The sequence below is a fragment of the Fulvivirga ligni genome (assembly GCF_021389935.1).
Classification (GTDB): domain Bacteria; phylum Bacteroidota; class Bacteroidia; order Cytophagales; family Cyclobacteriaceae; genus Fulvivirga; species Fulvivirga ligni.
Map to the genome: position 1 here is coordinate 5,970,490 of NZ_CP089979.1, position 15,767 is coordinate 5,986,256.

The window sequence follows — 15,767 nt, forward strand, 5'->3', positions numbered from 1 at the left end:
TCATCATTATATTTTACACGATACTTTTTTATGGGTTCACATAGTTGTAATCAAAAGATTTCAATATGTTACCATCTTTATCTAATATCAATTTCAATCTTTTAAATGAGTCAAATTTGTAGGTAGTTAAACCACCATCAGGGGTACTCTTTGATGTAATTCCAACTAGCGGCACATGAGTAAATGTGGTCATTCTAGAGCTTTTTGGAAATAATTTAATTTCATCCAAATGAACTGCTGACAGTTCTAAATTGACTGAAGTCACAAATGATGAAGTGCTTATTTCAAAATATTTCCAAATGCCAGGTGGTATATTAATATGTTTATTACCTAGCGTAATAATACCACTATCACCTGTTGATGCTTTGGCCCAAAAGGTAATAATATATCTATCAAGAGTTAAATTATTCTTATAAATACTATTTCCAATAAACGATTGATTGCCAGTCATTGCATATGAACTGGATATTTCAGATGTTTCATACTCCCATCCCCCCTTTGTGTCCATTCTTTCAAAGCTACTATATGCAATATCAGAGGGCTTCGCATTTTCAGCTATTGCTATTGGTAGTGAATTAGCATACCCCCATAAATAAGATATGGTGTCATTAAAGTTTAATTGCTCCCATTGAAGATTACCATCTTCACCAAATAAAGATATTTTCCGTGGTTTAAAAGAAGAGTGTAAGCTCAAGGATGGACTACTTGAATTAATATTAATGGGCACGTTTGTTTCCAAAGCATATATTTCATAAGGAAATGTAATTCCATTAAGTGTCTTGTATTCGATAAAGTTGCCATTAATTGCTTTTCCATTTTTGCGGTGAATAGTCTCTATAGGCATATTCACCATATTTCTCTCCTGCATATCTTGAATCCAGTCTTGAGAATTATAATCATTGGGGTACTTTAAATCTGTAGTTAAGTTTGTTCCATCACTTGTAGTTACTGCAGTATGAGTCAAATAGCCTAACGTATTGTAGCTATAGACAGACCTCTTCTCTAAGATTTCTTCATTCATAAAAAAACGTTCTTTCTGCTCACTCATTCTTTCATGAGCCAGTTTTATTGGGTAATAATAGTAATGCAATTGTTCACAACTAGCACACGAAAAATTGGTTAAATTCTCTTGGCACCTTATTAATGGAATTCTAGCTTCGGTCTTAAAACCCCAGAGTAAATATTTATTATAGCTATCATACTTACACTCCAACTCCTTTACTCTGATATAGTCTCCATTTTCTCTTTTGTAATCTATTTTTCTAAGCATTTGACCATTCCCTAAATAATTAATTTCTGGCAGCCCTGGATACATAAAATTTATAGTCGGTGCAGTTACTTGAAATCCATATTCACTCATCCCAGTTGAATCACCAAGCATCTCCACTTTCACATTCCTGTAGCCGACAGGAGAACCATCACTGCTGTAAGTATATCTCACCTGGCTATCGGAATATAGCACATCAATCTGATTGCCACCGATAGATGTACAGGTAATATCAGGACAGCAACCGTCGAATATGCCGCCACAAGCGGTATTAGCGTAAGAAAAACTTCTGGATGAAGTATGAACTGGCAAGCTAAGCATGGTTCCGCCGGTGTAAGTAAATACTTGAGTAAATGAATTATTTCTAACAGGATCAAAATGCTTTATTTTGTCGATTTTCACTCCACCACCCAGTACGGCATTCAGTTGCGTATCCGTACTGAGGTATGTAATTCGAATTTGAGCATAATCTTCGTTTGTTCCGTAAATGAAATCACCATATTCATTATCAGGGTAATGTGCATTAACTCGATAAGTACCTGATTGTAATTCTAATTCAACTTCTTGGGTAATTAAAATATCCGGTCCTGAATGATAGAATTTATGAACCTGCGACCAAGAATCCCCATTTTTCCTTTCTATCGCGACCCACATGCAATTATCATTATTTTCACCATTGAAACAATTGGGGTAATTAAAGGTATGCGTTGCAGCTAATTTGTAATAAACTTGAACTTCTTGTGTGGAAATTGTAAATGTATCAGATATTGGTACATTAAAGGTTTGAAGATATTGATATCGTAGACTATCTTGATTAGGATCAGGATTAAAACACAAAGCAGAACTAGTTTTGTGCGTTGGTAGATTTGAAGATTGATAGAATTCATTGGCACTATACTCAAATTCCACGCTACCCCCTGTAGGATAAGTTATTTCGTTAAGAATCCCTGCTTTGATACTAGATTCATTAGGTCGCCTATTAGCTCCAACAAAATAGTTAAAAGCATCAGGTACAATATAATAAGCACCCAAATCTGTACCACTAGGTAATAAGGTATTATTATTCATTTGACCATTAAAAAAACCCCAAAAATCAGAAGCAAACGAAGTCTTGTAAGGCAATGGAGTCTCATCATAACGAAAACTGTAAGATATCTTTTCTCCACTTAAATTCACTTCATCAAGAGATATCAGTTTCAATCTCAAGCGCCTGTAATCTTCAATAAAACCATTATTTTTTAATGTTATTCCTGAGTGCTGCCCTGCCTGATCTCCAAATCTAGGATCGGCTTCAAAATAGGAGTAGTTGAATTTAAACTGTTTAATCAACTCATCTGTATTGTTAAACACCTTAATTTCATCAAGCTTTTGACCATTCCAAAGATCTGAACGAGAACTTTTTAAGAATACCACGTAGCCCAGACTAAATTTGATTGTATCAATCAAACTATAGTAAGATTCATTAAAAGATTGCTCCCATAAAGAAGGTGGTGGACTGGGCTGATATTGATGTAATTCCTTCCTAAAAGAAAAATTAGTTGTAATAACACCTTCTCCTGGACTTATCAGGGTACCCTCAGCAGGGCCCGGTGGATAAATAAATTCTACAATTTTTCCCTTTGGACTATTAATTTCAGTAAGACTGTAGGCTGTTTTAGGCTGATATGTAAATTGCGCCATATTGCCACCATCTGGAATGAATCGCCTGGCGGAAGATTCTGGTTCTTGAAAATTATAAATTAAGCCATCATCTGTAATCGCTTGAATACCGCCGTCTTGCATAGAGAGTCGTATGTTATCCTGAGATAGACTATAGCCACTATTAAAGCCTGTGAATACAAATTTCCCACTATGCCTACCGAAATTATAAATAAAAAGATCAGGTTCTCCATCCATAGAAATAGCACTAGCTAAATCATATGTATAATTGGAGCCATTTATTTTACAACCCTCATCGGTAGGACTACCTTGAACATAGTAATTATGTGCGTTGTTGAAGGATAACACATTTCCGTATGGTAAAAATTCGAAAGGCAGAGGAACATCAGTGCGAGGATAACCGCCGGAGCTCAAGTCATTTTTGTTGTTAACAATATGATTAATCTTGCCTCCTACTGTAAGATCCCAACCCAGACCGACCCAACTTGCCTCCTCCGCAACCTTTATACCTCCACTGTGATATCTTAAAATTAAAGGCACACTTATATCACCTTCCTGAACCTGATATATTGGTATATTTATATCTGGAATACCATTGTAGTAGTTAACAGGAACCTCAACAAATTTCGACATGACCGCTGCCTCTGGAGACGAATTATATACTGACTGATAGGTAGTAAATAAATTATTTTCCTGAGACAAAGCCACGCTTGCTGAAAGAAAGAAAAGAAAGAAAGGTAACAATTTTAATGAACTCATTATTTGAGAATATATTTATATCACATTGATGTATGAATGCTTAACAATTTGAGTAGTCATTTTAAATTAATCTATTCTATTCAAGAACTAACTCCTTTGAGCTACAGGTTTCTACCCCCCAACTAGCCTAAAATGTGACTAATGATTTTATGATTCGATTATTAAAGCTCACTTAGGCTGAATTATTCAAATAGAAAACCTTTAATTGACGGATAGTGGCTAACAATATTTAAGAATCAAAAAGTAAGCATATTTAAATTACAATTTACAAATCATCAGGAAGAAAGCAATAAAAACCATATATTATATATTAAAAATATAATATATAGCCTTAATCATAATCATAAATAATAGAATATTGAAAAAATTATACAATTAATACGTGAGCTGAGCCTAAGATTCGAAGACCATAAACTCAAATGTTTTTTATCTTTAATAACTCATTACACATTGTTAAGAGATCAGATACCTGGAGTCTAATAATCTTCAATTCCTCTTCTCTTACGCCATACCCCCTCTTATACCTCGCATCACTATAAGCACTCTGCAAAAGCTTCAACAACCTCTTATCCTCATCTATGTGTTGAGGAAATATAGATTTAACCTTGCTAGTAACCATACCTGACAACTTGATTAGTCTACTAAGATTATGCGTACGTCTGTGGTACCCAGTTCCGGCTTTGATTATGGCAGTAAGTGCTTGCTCGGCTGACTGATGCAGCATGAACATAGCAAGAGCATTTTGATCACATAGCCTACATAGCTCTGCTGTCTTTAAAAATTCTTTAGCTTTATTAATGCCGGTGTTGTAGAATTCTTTGATCTCTTTTTGATCGGAACTTTCTCCAACGGCGATATCATCAAATGGTGACCTCGGAGTGCTATAGATAATATTAGCGGATTGGAAGACTTTTACAGCAAAACTATGACCTGCCATTAACCACTTTTCAAAGTTGCTAGTCTGTAATACAATGCAAATTATGGGAATGATAGATTTACAGCGACATTCAATAATTTCCTCCCACTCATATGTGTTCTTGTCATTCAGTTCAGAGATTAAAATTAGAAGGTAATGCTCAGAAGTATAATTCACCGTTGTGGGGTTAGAAATAAAAATACTTTCACTTTTTATTTCCTGCTGTGAACTACCTAATAGATAAATCATGTCAGGCTTCACCACCTCCCTAATAACAGCAATCAGTTGTTGATAAGAGCATTGGCCTAAGCTTTTGATTTCCGAAGTTTTCATTTGCTCTATTGATAATCAGGAGAGTTTAACAGGCTGTTTAGAATCCGAGCTTAGTTTCCTTGCCTTTAGGGCTTGGAAAATAGCTATTGACGCTTCGCTGGTAGAGTACTCATCCTTGGCTTCTTCCATTTTCTTGATTTGATCACTAAGCATATCAAAGAACCAATTATAGGTATCATCATCCGGGCGGATACCAACTAAAGCAAATATGGGAGATTCCAAGCTGATGGCCCAGCCGGAGGGATCAAAGCCAACACTCTCCAAATCACAAAGTAGCCAATGGATATTGAGCTGTTTTTGAATTAGACAGAGAATAAGATCTTCTTCCACCTGCATGCGAAAGAATGGAAATCTGGGACGCTCTAGATATAGTTTCATAATGACATGCTTTTAATTGTGTAGATAATTAATCCTTCAATCTAGATATCACAGTTTTGCTATTCCATATACCCATATAGTATTTTAGTAATGCAAGCAGGTATTTTACCCACGTAAATTATTCTTTGTTTTATTATATTTGTATAACAAACAGTTGAAATCACATGGAGAAGAAAATACACCACGGAAGAAATGTAAAGCGCTTTAGAGAAATGCTGGGCATCAAACAAGAAGGTTTAGCTCTTGAGCTTGGTGACGATTGGAACCAACGTAAAATATCTCTTCTCGAGCAAAAAGAAGAGATTGAAGCTGATTTACTAAAGCAAGTGGCCGATGTGTTAAAAGTGCCTGTGGAAGCCATAGAGAATTTTGACGAAGAGGCTGCTATTAATATAATTGCTAACACAGTAAACAATCATGATAATGCAACTGGAAATTCCGTTTTCATGTACTACCCATCATTCAACCCAGTTGAAAAAGTAATGGAATTATTTGAAAGGTTACTTGCCAGTGAAAGAGAAAAGACTCAGCTGTTAAAAGATATACTGGATAAGATGAAATAAAAGCTAAAGCACTTATAACTTTAATAGTATATCTCCTATAGATAACACCTCCTAACAATACTTCCACAAAGATTATTTAATATCTGTATTCTCAAGCGCCGAGTTCCGAGGCAAGGGCATCTTGCCCAGACAGGGCCAAGATCCAAATGTATACATTTGTACATCTTGCTAAGATGTAAAAAGCTTACCAATATATAATCTTGAGGCTCCCTCAACTATCTAAAAAAAGCATATCAAATTTCAGTGCACTTACCTCTTAAAGGCCTTAACTATTTGAGGAAAGATTCTGTCAAGGGCAGCTCGGGCAGGTGGTGCCATGATGCTGTTTATATACCCTTGACAGGTTCTTTCAGAAAATAAACTTTGCCTGGAAATGGAGGTGATCGGTCATTACATTTAATAATTGATTTAATAATGGCTTCGGTCGCTAGCTATACGGTTACTAGGGTTAGGCAGAAGGTAAGGGTAGAACTATGTCTGAAAAGAAGGGTGTGTTGGCTTCATAGTTCTTCTCTTACCGCGGGTTCCGAAAGCTGCTGAATGGAGGTACGGAAAAAAGCGGCTGGAGGATGAAGGCCTTATTCGATTTTACTATTTTAAAATCCTTACCATCTTTCCCCCTACTTGTGAAAAAAGTATAGCATATCTCAACATTTTAGTATTACAACTAAACGTAAAGATTATGGCAACAGAAATTATCACCACAGAAGATCTAAGAGAGTTTAAACTTGAACTAATTGATGAGTTTAAAAAGATTTTAAAAGAACATGCTGGAACACCTGTAAAAAAATGGCTCAGATCTCCAGAGGTAAGGACCATGTTACACATTTCGCCAGGCACATTGCAAAATCTAAGAGTAAACGGCACTCTACCATTCACTAAAATAGGCGGAGTTCTTTATTATGATTATCAGGATATTCATAAAATGCTAACAGAAAATAGAGTTCAAAATAGAGGGGCATTTTAATTCTATCCGAGAACAGTAAATCAAAGAAATGTAATAAAATTTGGAAATGAAGTAATGAACTAAACTAGCCTCCCACTGTTACATTGCTGGTTGTTAGTTATTATTTACACACTTTTTGTCCCCGCTTAGCCCTGTGTCTACTGAAAATTTAGCAACAAATTACTAAGCTCTTTAATCATGAGAATTTACATCAAATATATGGTGAGTCTACGCTGCAAAATGCTGGTGAAAGAGGAGTTGAAAAATCTCGGGCTGCATGCTGTAATAGTAGAATTGGGTATGGTAGAGATTTTGGAAAATATACCTTCAGACCAGCTACATAAACTAACTCAGGCTTTAAGAAAATCTGGGCTGGAAGTAATGGATGATAAAAAAAGTATCATTATCGAAAGGATCAAGAATGTAATAACTGAAATGATCCACTATTCGGATACTCTGCCTAAGGTCAATTATTCTGATTATATAGCTGAAAAATTAAATTATGATTATACTTATCTATCCAATATATTTTCAGAGGTAAAGGGCATTACTATTCAGCAATATATCATCATGCATAAGATTGAAAAAGTAAAAGAACTTTTGCTGTATGATGAACTTAATCTTACTGAAATTTCATATCGACTTCACTATAGCAGTGTGGCACATTTATCTAATCAATTTAAGAAAATTACGGGCCTTACCCCTACATTTTATAAAAGTTTGAAATTAAAGCGAAAAGGCAACCTGGAAGATCTGTGATATATGCAACTCCATTATAAAACATTGTAATTATTTAATATTAATTGCTGGTATCTTCATTTACTTGTTTGAATCATTTTTAAAATTTAAGTAATGAAGGAAATTATTTTATTGCCCATGTCTATCCTTTTATTAGGAGCCGCTGGCAATGCCCAGGGAAATACAGACTATTCATGGGGAAAATTTAAAGTAGGTTTTAAGGTAGGTGCAAACTATTCAAATGCATATAATGCTCAGGGTGAATCATTTACCTCAAGGCCCAATAGCGCATTGGCACTGGGTATCTTTATAGAGGCACCTTTAAGTGAAACGATTGGCTTACAGCCGGAAATATTATACTCTAGAAAGGGCTATGAAGCTGAAGGTATTTTAATGAATGCTGTCTATCACCTTTCCAGAAATACCAGCTACATTGATTTCCCCATATTTCTTTCTATAAAAGTTACTGATGCCTTAACTCTACTTATAGGTCCTCAAATTTCATATCTTTTAAAACAACAAAATAACTTCAATGATGCCGAAATAACCGATTTACAAGTCCAGGCTTTTAATAATGAGAAAGTCTCGACAAGTAATCTAGGTTTTTCCACTGGTATTGATTTTAGTTTAAAGCACATTCTTTTGGCACCCAGAGCATCCATTGATGTTTCTAATAATAATGGAAATCATACCGAAACACCCACCTACAAGAATTTTTGTTTTCAATTGACTGTCGGCTATTTCCTTTCAGTTAATTAAAGTCAAAGATGCCTAACTATAAATTTAAATAGATATGAGTATATCTGCAGTAAAAAACACAGAGCAAAAACATCTTCTAAGTAGTATTGAAAGAAAACATCAGGATGAACTCCGTGAAATAATAAATGGGAACTCAAATTTTATTTCCATTTTAGCACATGATTTGAGGGGGCCCTTTAGTACCGCCATCAGTATATTGTCCATGTTAAAAGAGAATATAGATGATTATGATACAGAAGAAATTAAAAAATTCATAACCAAAGCATCCTCTTCGGCTGATGGCGCATTAACTCTTCTAGACAATTTGTTAGTTTGGATTGTTTCCCAACAAGGCGGAAAGCTATTTAATCCTATTGACATTAATTTGCAGCAGTTAATATCAGTAGAAATTGTCAACCTTGGTTTTCTGATAGGACAAAAAAAAATAACTGTCAACCAGTCTATCCCAAAAGATATTACCCTTTTTGCAGACCTGAATATGCTCAAAGCCATAATAAGAAATTTGACTGGCAATGCTATTAAGTTTACTCCTACAGGTGGGGCTATAACTATCAATGCTTTAATATCTGGTCCATTTGTGCAGGTAGCAATAAGAGACAACGGAGTTGGCATATCATTAAAAGGACAGCAGAAACTGTTTAAAAAAGGAAGTTATTATTCCACCGATGGCACTAATAATGAGAAAGGGACTGGTTTAGGCCTTTTAATCTGTAAAGAATATGTGAAATTACACCATGGCGATATCTGGGTTAAAAGCCGCATTGGAAAGGGAACAGAATTTATATTCACCTTGAAGTTACATCAGGAATGAGCTTTTTTAATAATCTGTGAATTATGTAAAACCAAAACCTATTCATGTAACACATAAAATGATGATTATAGGCATTTTTGTTACAGAAGGCAAGGTGCTAATTCACATAAATATGAGAACTTCATGGAAAAGATTAACAATGAATTTACCGGCAATTGGATTAACCAAAGTAAACTTTTGAAAGAAAAGCATCCACAGCTAAAAATAAAGAATAGGAAGCTGAACCAGATAAAGAGGAAGTCATCCTTTTAATAATAGAAATCTAAATATGACTAACTAATTAACCTACCGTAATGAAGCAAGAGACAGAAAATCCGTCTTTTGCTTCATTTTCTAACGGACAATATTACCCATTTCTGATCCCAAAAATAGTCTATGAAAATTGAAAATAAGTTCGATGTAGGAGCAGTGGTTTATCAAAAAATTAATCCTTCTGTAAAATTGATAATCAGGCGTTATGTAGACCGGATTTACTATTGCAAATTTCAAAATGATCCAGAAAGGAAAGAACTGGCGCTTTTTGAAAGAGAATTGACCGATAATCCTACTTCCAGGTGATCAATGCTTTATGTCCAGAACCTAATCCTAAAACATTACCTCTCCTCAATTTCAATATGTACTTAAGTCAAAACACATGAAAATCGCCTATATAAGCACTTATTTACCACGCGAATGTGGCATAGGCACCTTCACCCACGATCTCATGCGTTCCATGCTACAACATGCTCATAAAACAAATCAGAATGAAGGTTTTATTGTGGCATTAAATGATCATAATCAGGAGTACACCTACCCATCTGAAGTGAAACTGGTAATTCATCAGGAACAGCAGGCAGATTATCTTGAAGCGGCCAACTTCATTAACCTCAGCGGAGCTGACATATGCATATTGGAGCATGAATTTGGAATTTTTGGAGGACAAAGTGGCGTGCATATATTGCCTCTGATCCACCGTTTAAAAATTCCGCTCATTGTTACCTTGCATACCATCCTTGAAGCACCTTCCTATAATGAAAAGGCAGTATTGAAGGAAGTCTGTAAAATGGCCAACCATATCGTAGTAATGAGTCATAAAGCCATTGATTTTCTTACTAAAATATATCAGGTACCAAAAGAGAAAATATCATTAATTGAACATGGTGTACCTGATATTCATTACGACAAGGTTCAGACCAGAAAAGAATTTAAGCTGGTAGACAAAAAGATTTTATTGACCTTTGGCTTCATCGGTCGCAATAAAGGCATTGAAACCGTTATAAGAGCTTTACCAAAAATAATAGAACACTACCCCAACACTCAATATATTATTCTGGGTAAAACCCATCCCAATATTATCAGACAATCGGGTGAAGAATATCGGAATTTTCTGCAGCTGTTAGTAAAAAATCTAAATCTTACTAATCACGTAATCTTTTTAAACGAATTTATAGATCAGAAAGAGCTCTTTAAATACCTGGAAGCCTGTGATATTTACATCACCCCCTATCTTAATGAAGCACAGATCACCAGCGGAACCCTTTCTTATGCAATGGGCGCCGGCTGTGCGGTTATCTCAACTCCTTATTGGCACGCATCGGAATTATTGGACAAAGGAAGAGGCAGACTTTTCAATTTTAATAATTCCGACATGCTTGCAGATATCCTGCAAGAATTGATGGATCATCCCGAGCAATTAAAGGAAATTCAAAAAAGATCTTCGGAATATGGCGCAAAGATAACCTGGCCCAAAATTGGCGCCAGGTATATTCAACTTGCGGAAAGGATAATATCAGAACCTCTGGAATTAACCCCTAAAAAGGAAACAATTGTAGATCCTTTACTGCTTCCGCCATTTTCTCTGTCACATATCAAACGGCTGACTGATGATACAGGAATAATACAGCACGCAAAATTCGGTATTCCTAACCTGAAAGAAGGCTACTGTCTTGACGATAATTCCAGGGCATTGCTTATGGTATTAATGGCTTACAAACAAAAGAAGGATTCTCTTGCCCTGGAGTTATCGCCTATATATCTTAGTTATATACACTATATGCAAAACAGTGATGGAACCTTCAGGAACTTCCTAAGCTTTAATCGGAATTTCATGGATGAAGTTGGGTCAGAAGATTCATTTGGAAGAACCATCTGGGCGTTGGGCTTTTTATTGGGCAATGCCCCCAATGACGCTTATTATCAAACCGGCAGGCTCATTTTTTTTGATGCCGCTCCTAATTTTGAGAAGTTAAAATCAATCAGAAGCATTGCCAATACTATGATCGGCATTTGTTATTATCTAAAAACCAACATCTCAGATGATAACATGACAGAAAGATTAAGGAAAATGTCCTTTATTTTGATAAAGCATTTTGATGATAATAGCACTTCTGAATGGAAATGGTTCGAATCTTTATTGGCTTACGATAACGGTATATTGCCACTTGCCTTGCTTCATGCTGCAGAAATTCTCAATGATGATAAAGTAACTGCTACGGCATTAGCATCAATGAGCTTCCTCACAGAGGTGACATTGAAAGATGGTTATTTATCCATTGTAGGTAATAAAAATTGGTATAAAAAGAATGGCCCAAGGTCTACTTATGCTCAACAACCTATTGATGCCCTGGCCATGATTTTAATGTATCATCAAGCCTTTCTATTGACCAGAGATAAAGACTACCTTAACAAAATGTTCACCTGCTATATGTGGTTTCTGGGGGAAAATGACCTACGGATGAGTCTTTATGATTTTGAGACAAAAGGTTGCTGTGATGGCTTTGAAAACTATGGCGTAAATAGAAACCAGGGGGCGGAGAGTTCGTTAGCTTACCTGATCTCACATCTTAACATATTGCAGGCCTATGAGGAATTTTATAAACTTGATGAATGAAGGTAGCAATTCTTTCACCCATAGCCTGGAGGACACCCCCAAGAAACTATGGCCCATGGGAACAGGTGGCCTCCAATATTGCAGAAGGCTTAAATGCCAGAGGAGTTGATGTAACTTTATTTGCCACCGCAGATGCAATTACTAAAGGGAAATTACAATTTGCCTGTGAGAGACCCTATGCCGAAGACACCCATCTAGACCCAAAGGTATTGGAATGCCTACACATCAGCCATCTGATGGAAATGGCTGAGCAATTCGATATTATTCATAACCATTTTGACTTTCTTCCACTTACCTATTCCAGCCTCATAAATACGCCGATGGTTACTACCATACATGGTTTTTCTTCGCAGAAGATCATGCCTGTTTATAAGAAATATAATTCCTCTACCTCCTATATTTCCATTTCTAATGCAGACAGACATCCTGAGCTTAGCTACTTAAGAACCATATATCATGGCCTCAACCCTAAAGATTTTATTTTTAAGCAGAAGAAAGAGAATTTTCTACTGTACTTCGGAAGAATACACCCTGATAAGGGTACACATATGGCAATAGAAATAGCCAAACAAATGGGAACACCTTTAAAAATAGCTGGTCTCATTCAGGATAATGACTATTTTAGTCAATATATAAAGCCACATATAGATGAACATCAGGTAATATTTTATGGTAATGCTGACTCTACCCTCAGAAATGAATTATTATCCAATGCCCGTGTACTCTTGCACCCTATCCACTTTGATGAACCCTTCGGGCTCAGTGTGGTCGAGGCTATGATGTCCGGTACGCCGGTTATTGCCTTCAAAAGGGGTAGTATGCAAGAGCTCATCGTTAACGGTGTAACTGGCTTTCTGGTAAACAATATCTCCGAGGCTGTTAGGGCTGTAAATCAACTGCATATCATAGCTCCAGAAGATTGTTATCAACACGCCTGCACAATGTTTGGCCTGGAACGTATGATTGATGAGTACATGGACGTCTATAATATAATTGCAAAAAAATAGGCTAAGGATTAATTTAACTTTTTAATGCTGTGAGTAATTCCTCCATGTCCACTATGCCATAAGTAGAAGAATAATCGGACACTGCATAAGGTAATATAAGGTTATTATTATGTATCAGCGAACCACAGGAATATACCACATTAGGAACATATCCCTCCCTTTCATCCTCTCTAGGTGAAAGTAAAGGTTCTTTTAACCTGCCTATTTCTTTCGAGGGGTCATCCAGATCAAAGAGTGAGGCTCCAATACAATAGCGCCGCATTGGCCCAACCCCATGAGAAATCACTAACCAGCCCTCCTTGGTATATATCGGAGACCCACAATTACCCATTTGTGTAAACTCCCATGGAAATTTGGGTCTCTGAATGATTATTGGGTTATTCCAAACTGTGCTTCTATCGGAGTACATGAGGTAATTATTAACTCCATCTATTCTAGCGAGCATAGCAAATTTCCCCTTTATTTTTCTTGGAAACATGGCCAGATTCTTATTCTGAGCACCATTCCCATGCAAAGGCATAATTCGAAACGTATAAAAATCTTCAGTGGAAAGGAGTTTGGGAAGAATAGTATGTCCATTATAAGCGGTATAGGTAGCATAGACCTTTTCAGAGTTATCGTCATCTGTGAATTTCACAAATCGTGCATCTTCTATACCTTTACTTTCAGCCATTGATAATGGAAAAATAACCCTTTCAGTTATATCTGAATCACGCGTAAACTGAACATCATAAAAAGAATCAGCTAACCACGTAACCTCTTGTAATGCCAATCTTCTATCAGTACTAATCTCATTGTCCTTCAATAATTTGCTAACCGCCTCATGAAGTGCATAATATTCAAATCTATCAGGCAAATCTTGCATAATACTTTTGGAATATTTATCGGGGATCTGCATTTCTTCCAGCTTCCTGATAAATCGCTTTTTATTGTATAGCTTTTTATGAATGATCTCAGCCTTGTCTATATGACTTCCGGTTTTCATAATTTGAAGATCATTATTCTTGTCAAGTATTCCCCTCCTGAAAACAATGGAAGAAAGGTGGCCTTCACCCGTAGCTCTAAAAGATATGATTACCCTCTTTTCCCCATCATTAAGGTACGATTGATCAAAGTCCTCTACCATAGAAGGATTAAAAAATGCTGCCGATTCAATAGAATACTCCATGGTAGTGTAAGAGCCAAGAAGCATCTTTCTCTCATCAGACAACTCATTAAAAGAAATTCCCATGTTTTCAATAAGGCCTTTTAAATTATTGCAATGTTTAAAAAAAACCTGACTGATGTTTCTGTGCCGGCTGGCAAATTCCCTTAAAGTTTGCTCAAGTATAAAATATACTTCTTTATCACTCATTAACATAATATTATTAATGAGTTTTATGGTGCGTTCATCACCATTCATAAAATAACGTGCCACTACCCTACTTGGATCTGGCATGAATTTAATGTTCTTACGAATTACCGATACTCTCATAGGTGAAAATCAATATTTGTTAGTAAATAAAACCCTGAGGGTAAACAATCAGATAAAGGCCTATTGTATAGCTGGGCAAAAGTTTTTTAAAGTTTATAGAATTATGAAGCTCGCTGATATGATAAAATATTCCACTTTGGAAATACAGTTTCCGCTGTCCATAATGTTCTCTACGTAAAAAGAGTAACTACAATGATATTTTCAAAGACCATGTAAAAAAGTATCATATGCTAAAGAATAATAGTCTGTAACAATCATTAAACCTTTTCATAATTCCTCTATCCCGTATAGTTTCCTTTTCGGTACTATTTTCTCCAAGTCCCAATATTAAATAATAGGAGCCTTCCGATATAAGTTTGATTTAGCTTGCTTTTTGACAGTTAAAATGATTTAATAATAATCTATTTGAAAATAGGTTTAATACCCGTCTGTTTGTTTGGATACAATGTCTTAGATAATTCATGAGAATCATTTAAAGAAAGAGAAAATGTAAATACACTTCCCCCACCAAGCTCGCTCTTTACCCAAATATCACCCCCATGTTGATCTATTAAATCTTTACAAACTGACAACCCAAGGCTATAACCTTGTTCAAAATTGGTTCCATAGGATATCTTGGGAATTTTATTAGTAAATAGGTTCATCATGACACATTTAGGCATTCCAATGCCGTTGTCGCGTATTTCAACCTCCACAGAATCGTTGATAACAGTCATTGTGACCATTATTTTACCGTAATGATTTGTAAATTTGATTGCATTCTCTAAGATGTTCCTTACTATTGTTCTTACCACATGATAGTCAGCAATTAAAATAAGGGTAGAAGCCTCCTTCAACTCGATAGGGATATTCTTTACAGCCGCAAATACCTCAGCTTCCATAATTTCAGCTTCTATTAATGCCTTCAGGTTAAATGCCGTGAGGGAAAGTTCTATAGCCCTATTTCTTTCAAGGTCCCATTGAATAATTTCATCCAAAAGAAGCATCGTTTTATTAGCTGCATTTTCTACCGACGTTAAGGATTGCAAATTTTCATTGTAGTTATCCTTATCGGGATTTGAAGTAATATCCGACATCAAATTTGTTATAGATGAGATTGATTCCTTCAAATCGATGGCCAATATTGAAATAAATTTCGTATTTAATACTCTTAGCTTCTGTATTTTTCTTTCAAGTTGCTTTGTTGATGTAAACATTATCTTGTTGGTTTGAGAAATGTATGTAATAAGGCTAATGTTATTCATGCGCTTCTCTAAACACATACAGATATAATGCACTTATTACAAAA

General features: G+C 35.7%; 13 protein-coding genes. 8 read left to right on the top strand and 5 right to left on the bottom strand.

The features are described 5' to 3' along the window. Window positions 1–28: 28 nt before the first annotated feature. From LVD16_RS25320 to LVD16_RS25330, 3 genes are all read right to left on the bottom strand, one after another. Window positions 29–3,685 carry a hypothetical protein gene (locus tag LVD16_RS25320; protein WP_233771090.1) on the bottom strand — a complete coding sequence of 1,219 codons (3,657 nt, stop codon included), beginning with the start codon at window positions 3,683–3,685 and terminating at the stop codon, window positions 29–31. A 415-nt stretch (window positions 3,686–4,100) separates the two neighbouring features. Next, window positions 4,101–4,934, bottom strand: a complete 834-nt coding sequence (locus tag LVD16_RS25325) for a HEPN domain-containing protein (protein WP_233771091.1) — start codon at window positions 4,932–4,934, stop codon at window positions 4,101–4,103. A 15-nt stretch (window positions 4,935–4,949) separates the two neighbouring features. Beyond that, complete coding sequence (locus LVD16_RS25330) at window positions 4,950–5,312, bottom strand: hypothetical protein (protein ID WP_233771092.1); 363 nt, start codon at window positions 5,310–5,312, stop codon at window positions 4,950–4,952. Window positions 5,313–5,476: 164 nt separating this feature from the next. Between LVD16_RS25330 and LVD16_RS25335 the strand changes: the two genes are divergently transcribed. From LVD16_RS25335 to LVD16_RS25370, 8 genes are all read left to right on the top strand, one after another. Next, window positions 5,477–5,875, top strand: coding sequence for a helix-turn-helix domain-containing protein (locus LVD16_RS25335; protein WP_233771093.1), 399 nt, complete (start codon window positions 5,477–5,479; stop codon window positions 5,873–5,875). Between the two features lie 682 nt (window positions 5,876–6,557). Further along, window positions 6,558–6,842, top strand: coding sequence for a helix-turn-helix domain-containing protein (locus LVD16_RS25340; RefSeq protein ID WP_233771094.1), 285 nt, complete (start codon window positions 6,558–6,560; stop codon window positions 6,840–6,842). 177 nt (window positions 6,843–7,019) lie between these two features. Further along, complete coding sequence (locus LVD16_RS25345) at window positions 7,020–7,580, top strand: helix-turn-helix domain-containing protein (RefSeq protein ID WP_233771095.1); 561 nt, start codon at window positions 7,020–7,022, stop codon at window positions 7,578–7,580. A gap of 93 nt (window positions 7,581–7,673) precedes the next feature. Continuing rightward, the gene (locus LVD16_RS25350) at window positions 7,674–8,318 is read left to right on the top strand and encodes a porin family protein (RefSeq protein WP_233771096.1); all 645 of its coding nucleotides are present in this window, start codon (window positions 7,674–7,676) and stop codon (window positions 8,316–8,318) included. A gap of 34 nt (window positions 8,319–8,352) precedes the next feature. Continuing rightward, window positions 8,353–9,129 (top strand): sensor histidine kinase, encoded by a 777-nt coding sequence (locus tag LVD16_RS25355; protein WP_233771097.1) that lies wholly within the window; start codon window positions 8,353–8,355, stop codon window positions 9,127–9,129. A 375-nt stretch (window positions 9,130–9,504) separates the two neighbouring features. Continuing rightward, on the top strand, window positions 9,505–9,687 hold the full coding sequence (locus LVD16_RS25360) for a hypothetical protein (RefSeq protein WP_233771098.1): 183 nt from the start codon (window positions 9,505–9,507) through the stop codon (window positions 9,685–9,687). A 76-nt stretch (window positions 9,688–9,763) separates the two neighbouring features. After that, entirely contained in the window at window positions 9,764–11,998 is a 2,235-nt protein-coding gene (locus LVD16_RS25365) for a glycosyltransferase family 4 protein (RefSeq protein WP_233771099.1), read from the top strand. Further along, on the top strand, window positions 11,995–13,005 hold the full coding sequence (locus LVD16_RS25370; RefSeq protein WP_233771100.1) for a glycosyltransferase family 4 protein: 1,011 nt from the start codon (window positions 11,995–11,997) through the stop codon (window positions 13,003–13,005). Before LVD16_RS25365 ends, LVD16_RS25370 begins: the two co-directional genes overlap by 4 nt. A 13-nt stretch (window positions 13,006–13,018) precedes the next feature. On the opposite strand, the gene LVD16_RS25375 is transcribed toward LVD16_RS25370, so the two are convergent. Both LVD16_RS25375 and LVD16_RS25380 read right to left on the bottom strand, forming a co-directional pair. Then, window positions 13,019–14,479, bottom strand: coding sequence for a glycoside hydrolase family 130 protein (locus LVD16_RS25375; RefSeq protein ID WP_233771101.1), 1,461 nt, complete (start codon window positions 14,477–14,479; stop codon window positions 13,019–13,021). 401 nt (window positions 14,480–14,880) lie between these two features. Then, window positions 14,881–15,675 (bottom strand): sensor histidine kinase, encoded by a 795-nt coding sequence (locus LVD16_RS25380; protein ID WP_233771102.1) that lies wholly within the window; start codon window positions 15,673–15,675, stop codon window positions 14,881–14,883. Between the last annotated feature and the right edge of the window lie 92 nt (window positions 15,676–15,767).

Bases quoted from the DNA above. Each gene is read 5' to 3' on its own strand.
- LVD16_RS25320 (WP_233771090.1), bottom strand. From the start codon at position 3,685: ATGAGTTCATTAAAATTGTTACCTTTCTTTCTTTTCTTTCTTTCAGCA.
- LVD16_RS25325 (WP_233771091.1), bottom strand. From the start codon at position 4,934: ATGAAAACTTCGGAAATCAAAAGCTTAGGCCAATGCTCTTATCAACAA.
- LVD16_RS25330 (WP_233771092.1), bottom strand. From the start codon at position 5,312: ATGAAACTATATCTAGAGCGTCCCAGATTTCCATTCTTTCGCATGCAG.
- LVD16_RS25335 (WP_233771093.1), top strand. From the start codon at position 5,477: ATGGAGAAGAAAATACACCACGGAAGAAATGTAAAGCGCTTTAGAGAA.
- LVD16_RS25340 (WP_233771094.1), top strand. From the start codon at position 6,558: ATGGCAACAGAAATTATCACCACAGAAGATCTAAGAGAGTTTAAACTT.
- LVD16_RS25345 (WP_233771095.1), top strand. From the start codon at position 7,020: ATGAGAATTTACATCAAATATATGGTGAGTCTACGCTGCAAAATGCTG.
- LVD16_RS25350 (WP_233771096.1), top strand. From the start codon at position 7,674: ATGAAGGAAATTATTTTATTGCCCATGTCTATCCTTTTATTAGGAGCC.
- LVD16_RS25355 (WP_233771097.1), top strand. From the start codon at position 8,353: ATGAGTATATCTGCAGTAAAAAACACAGAGCAAAAACATCTTCTAAGT.
- LVD16_RS25360 (WP_233771098.1), top strand. From the start codon at position 9,505: ATGAAAATTGAAAATAAGTTCGATGTAGGAGCAGTGGTTTATCAAAAA.
- LVD16_RS25365 (WP_233771099.1), top strand. From the start codon at position 9,764: ATGAAAATCGCCTATATAAGCACTTATTTACCACGCGAATGTGGCATA.
- LVD16_RS25370 (WP_233771100.1), top strand. From the start codon at position 11,995: ATGAAGGTAGCAATTCTTTCACCCATAGCCTGGAGGACACCCCCAAGA.
- LVD16_RS25375 (WP_233771101.1), bottom strand. From the start codon at position 14,479: ATGAGAGTATCGGTAATTCGTAAGAACATTAAATTCATGCCAGATCCA.
- LVD16_RS25380 (WP_233771102.1), bottom strand. From the start codon at position 15,675: ATGTTTACATCAACAAAGCAACTTGAAAGAAAAATACAGAAGCTAAGA.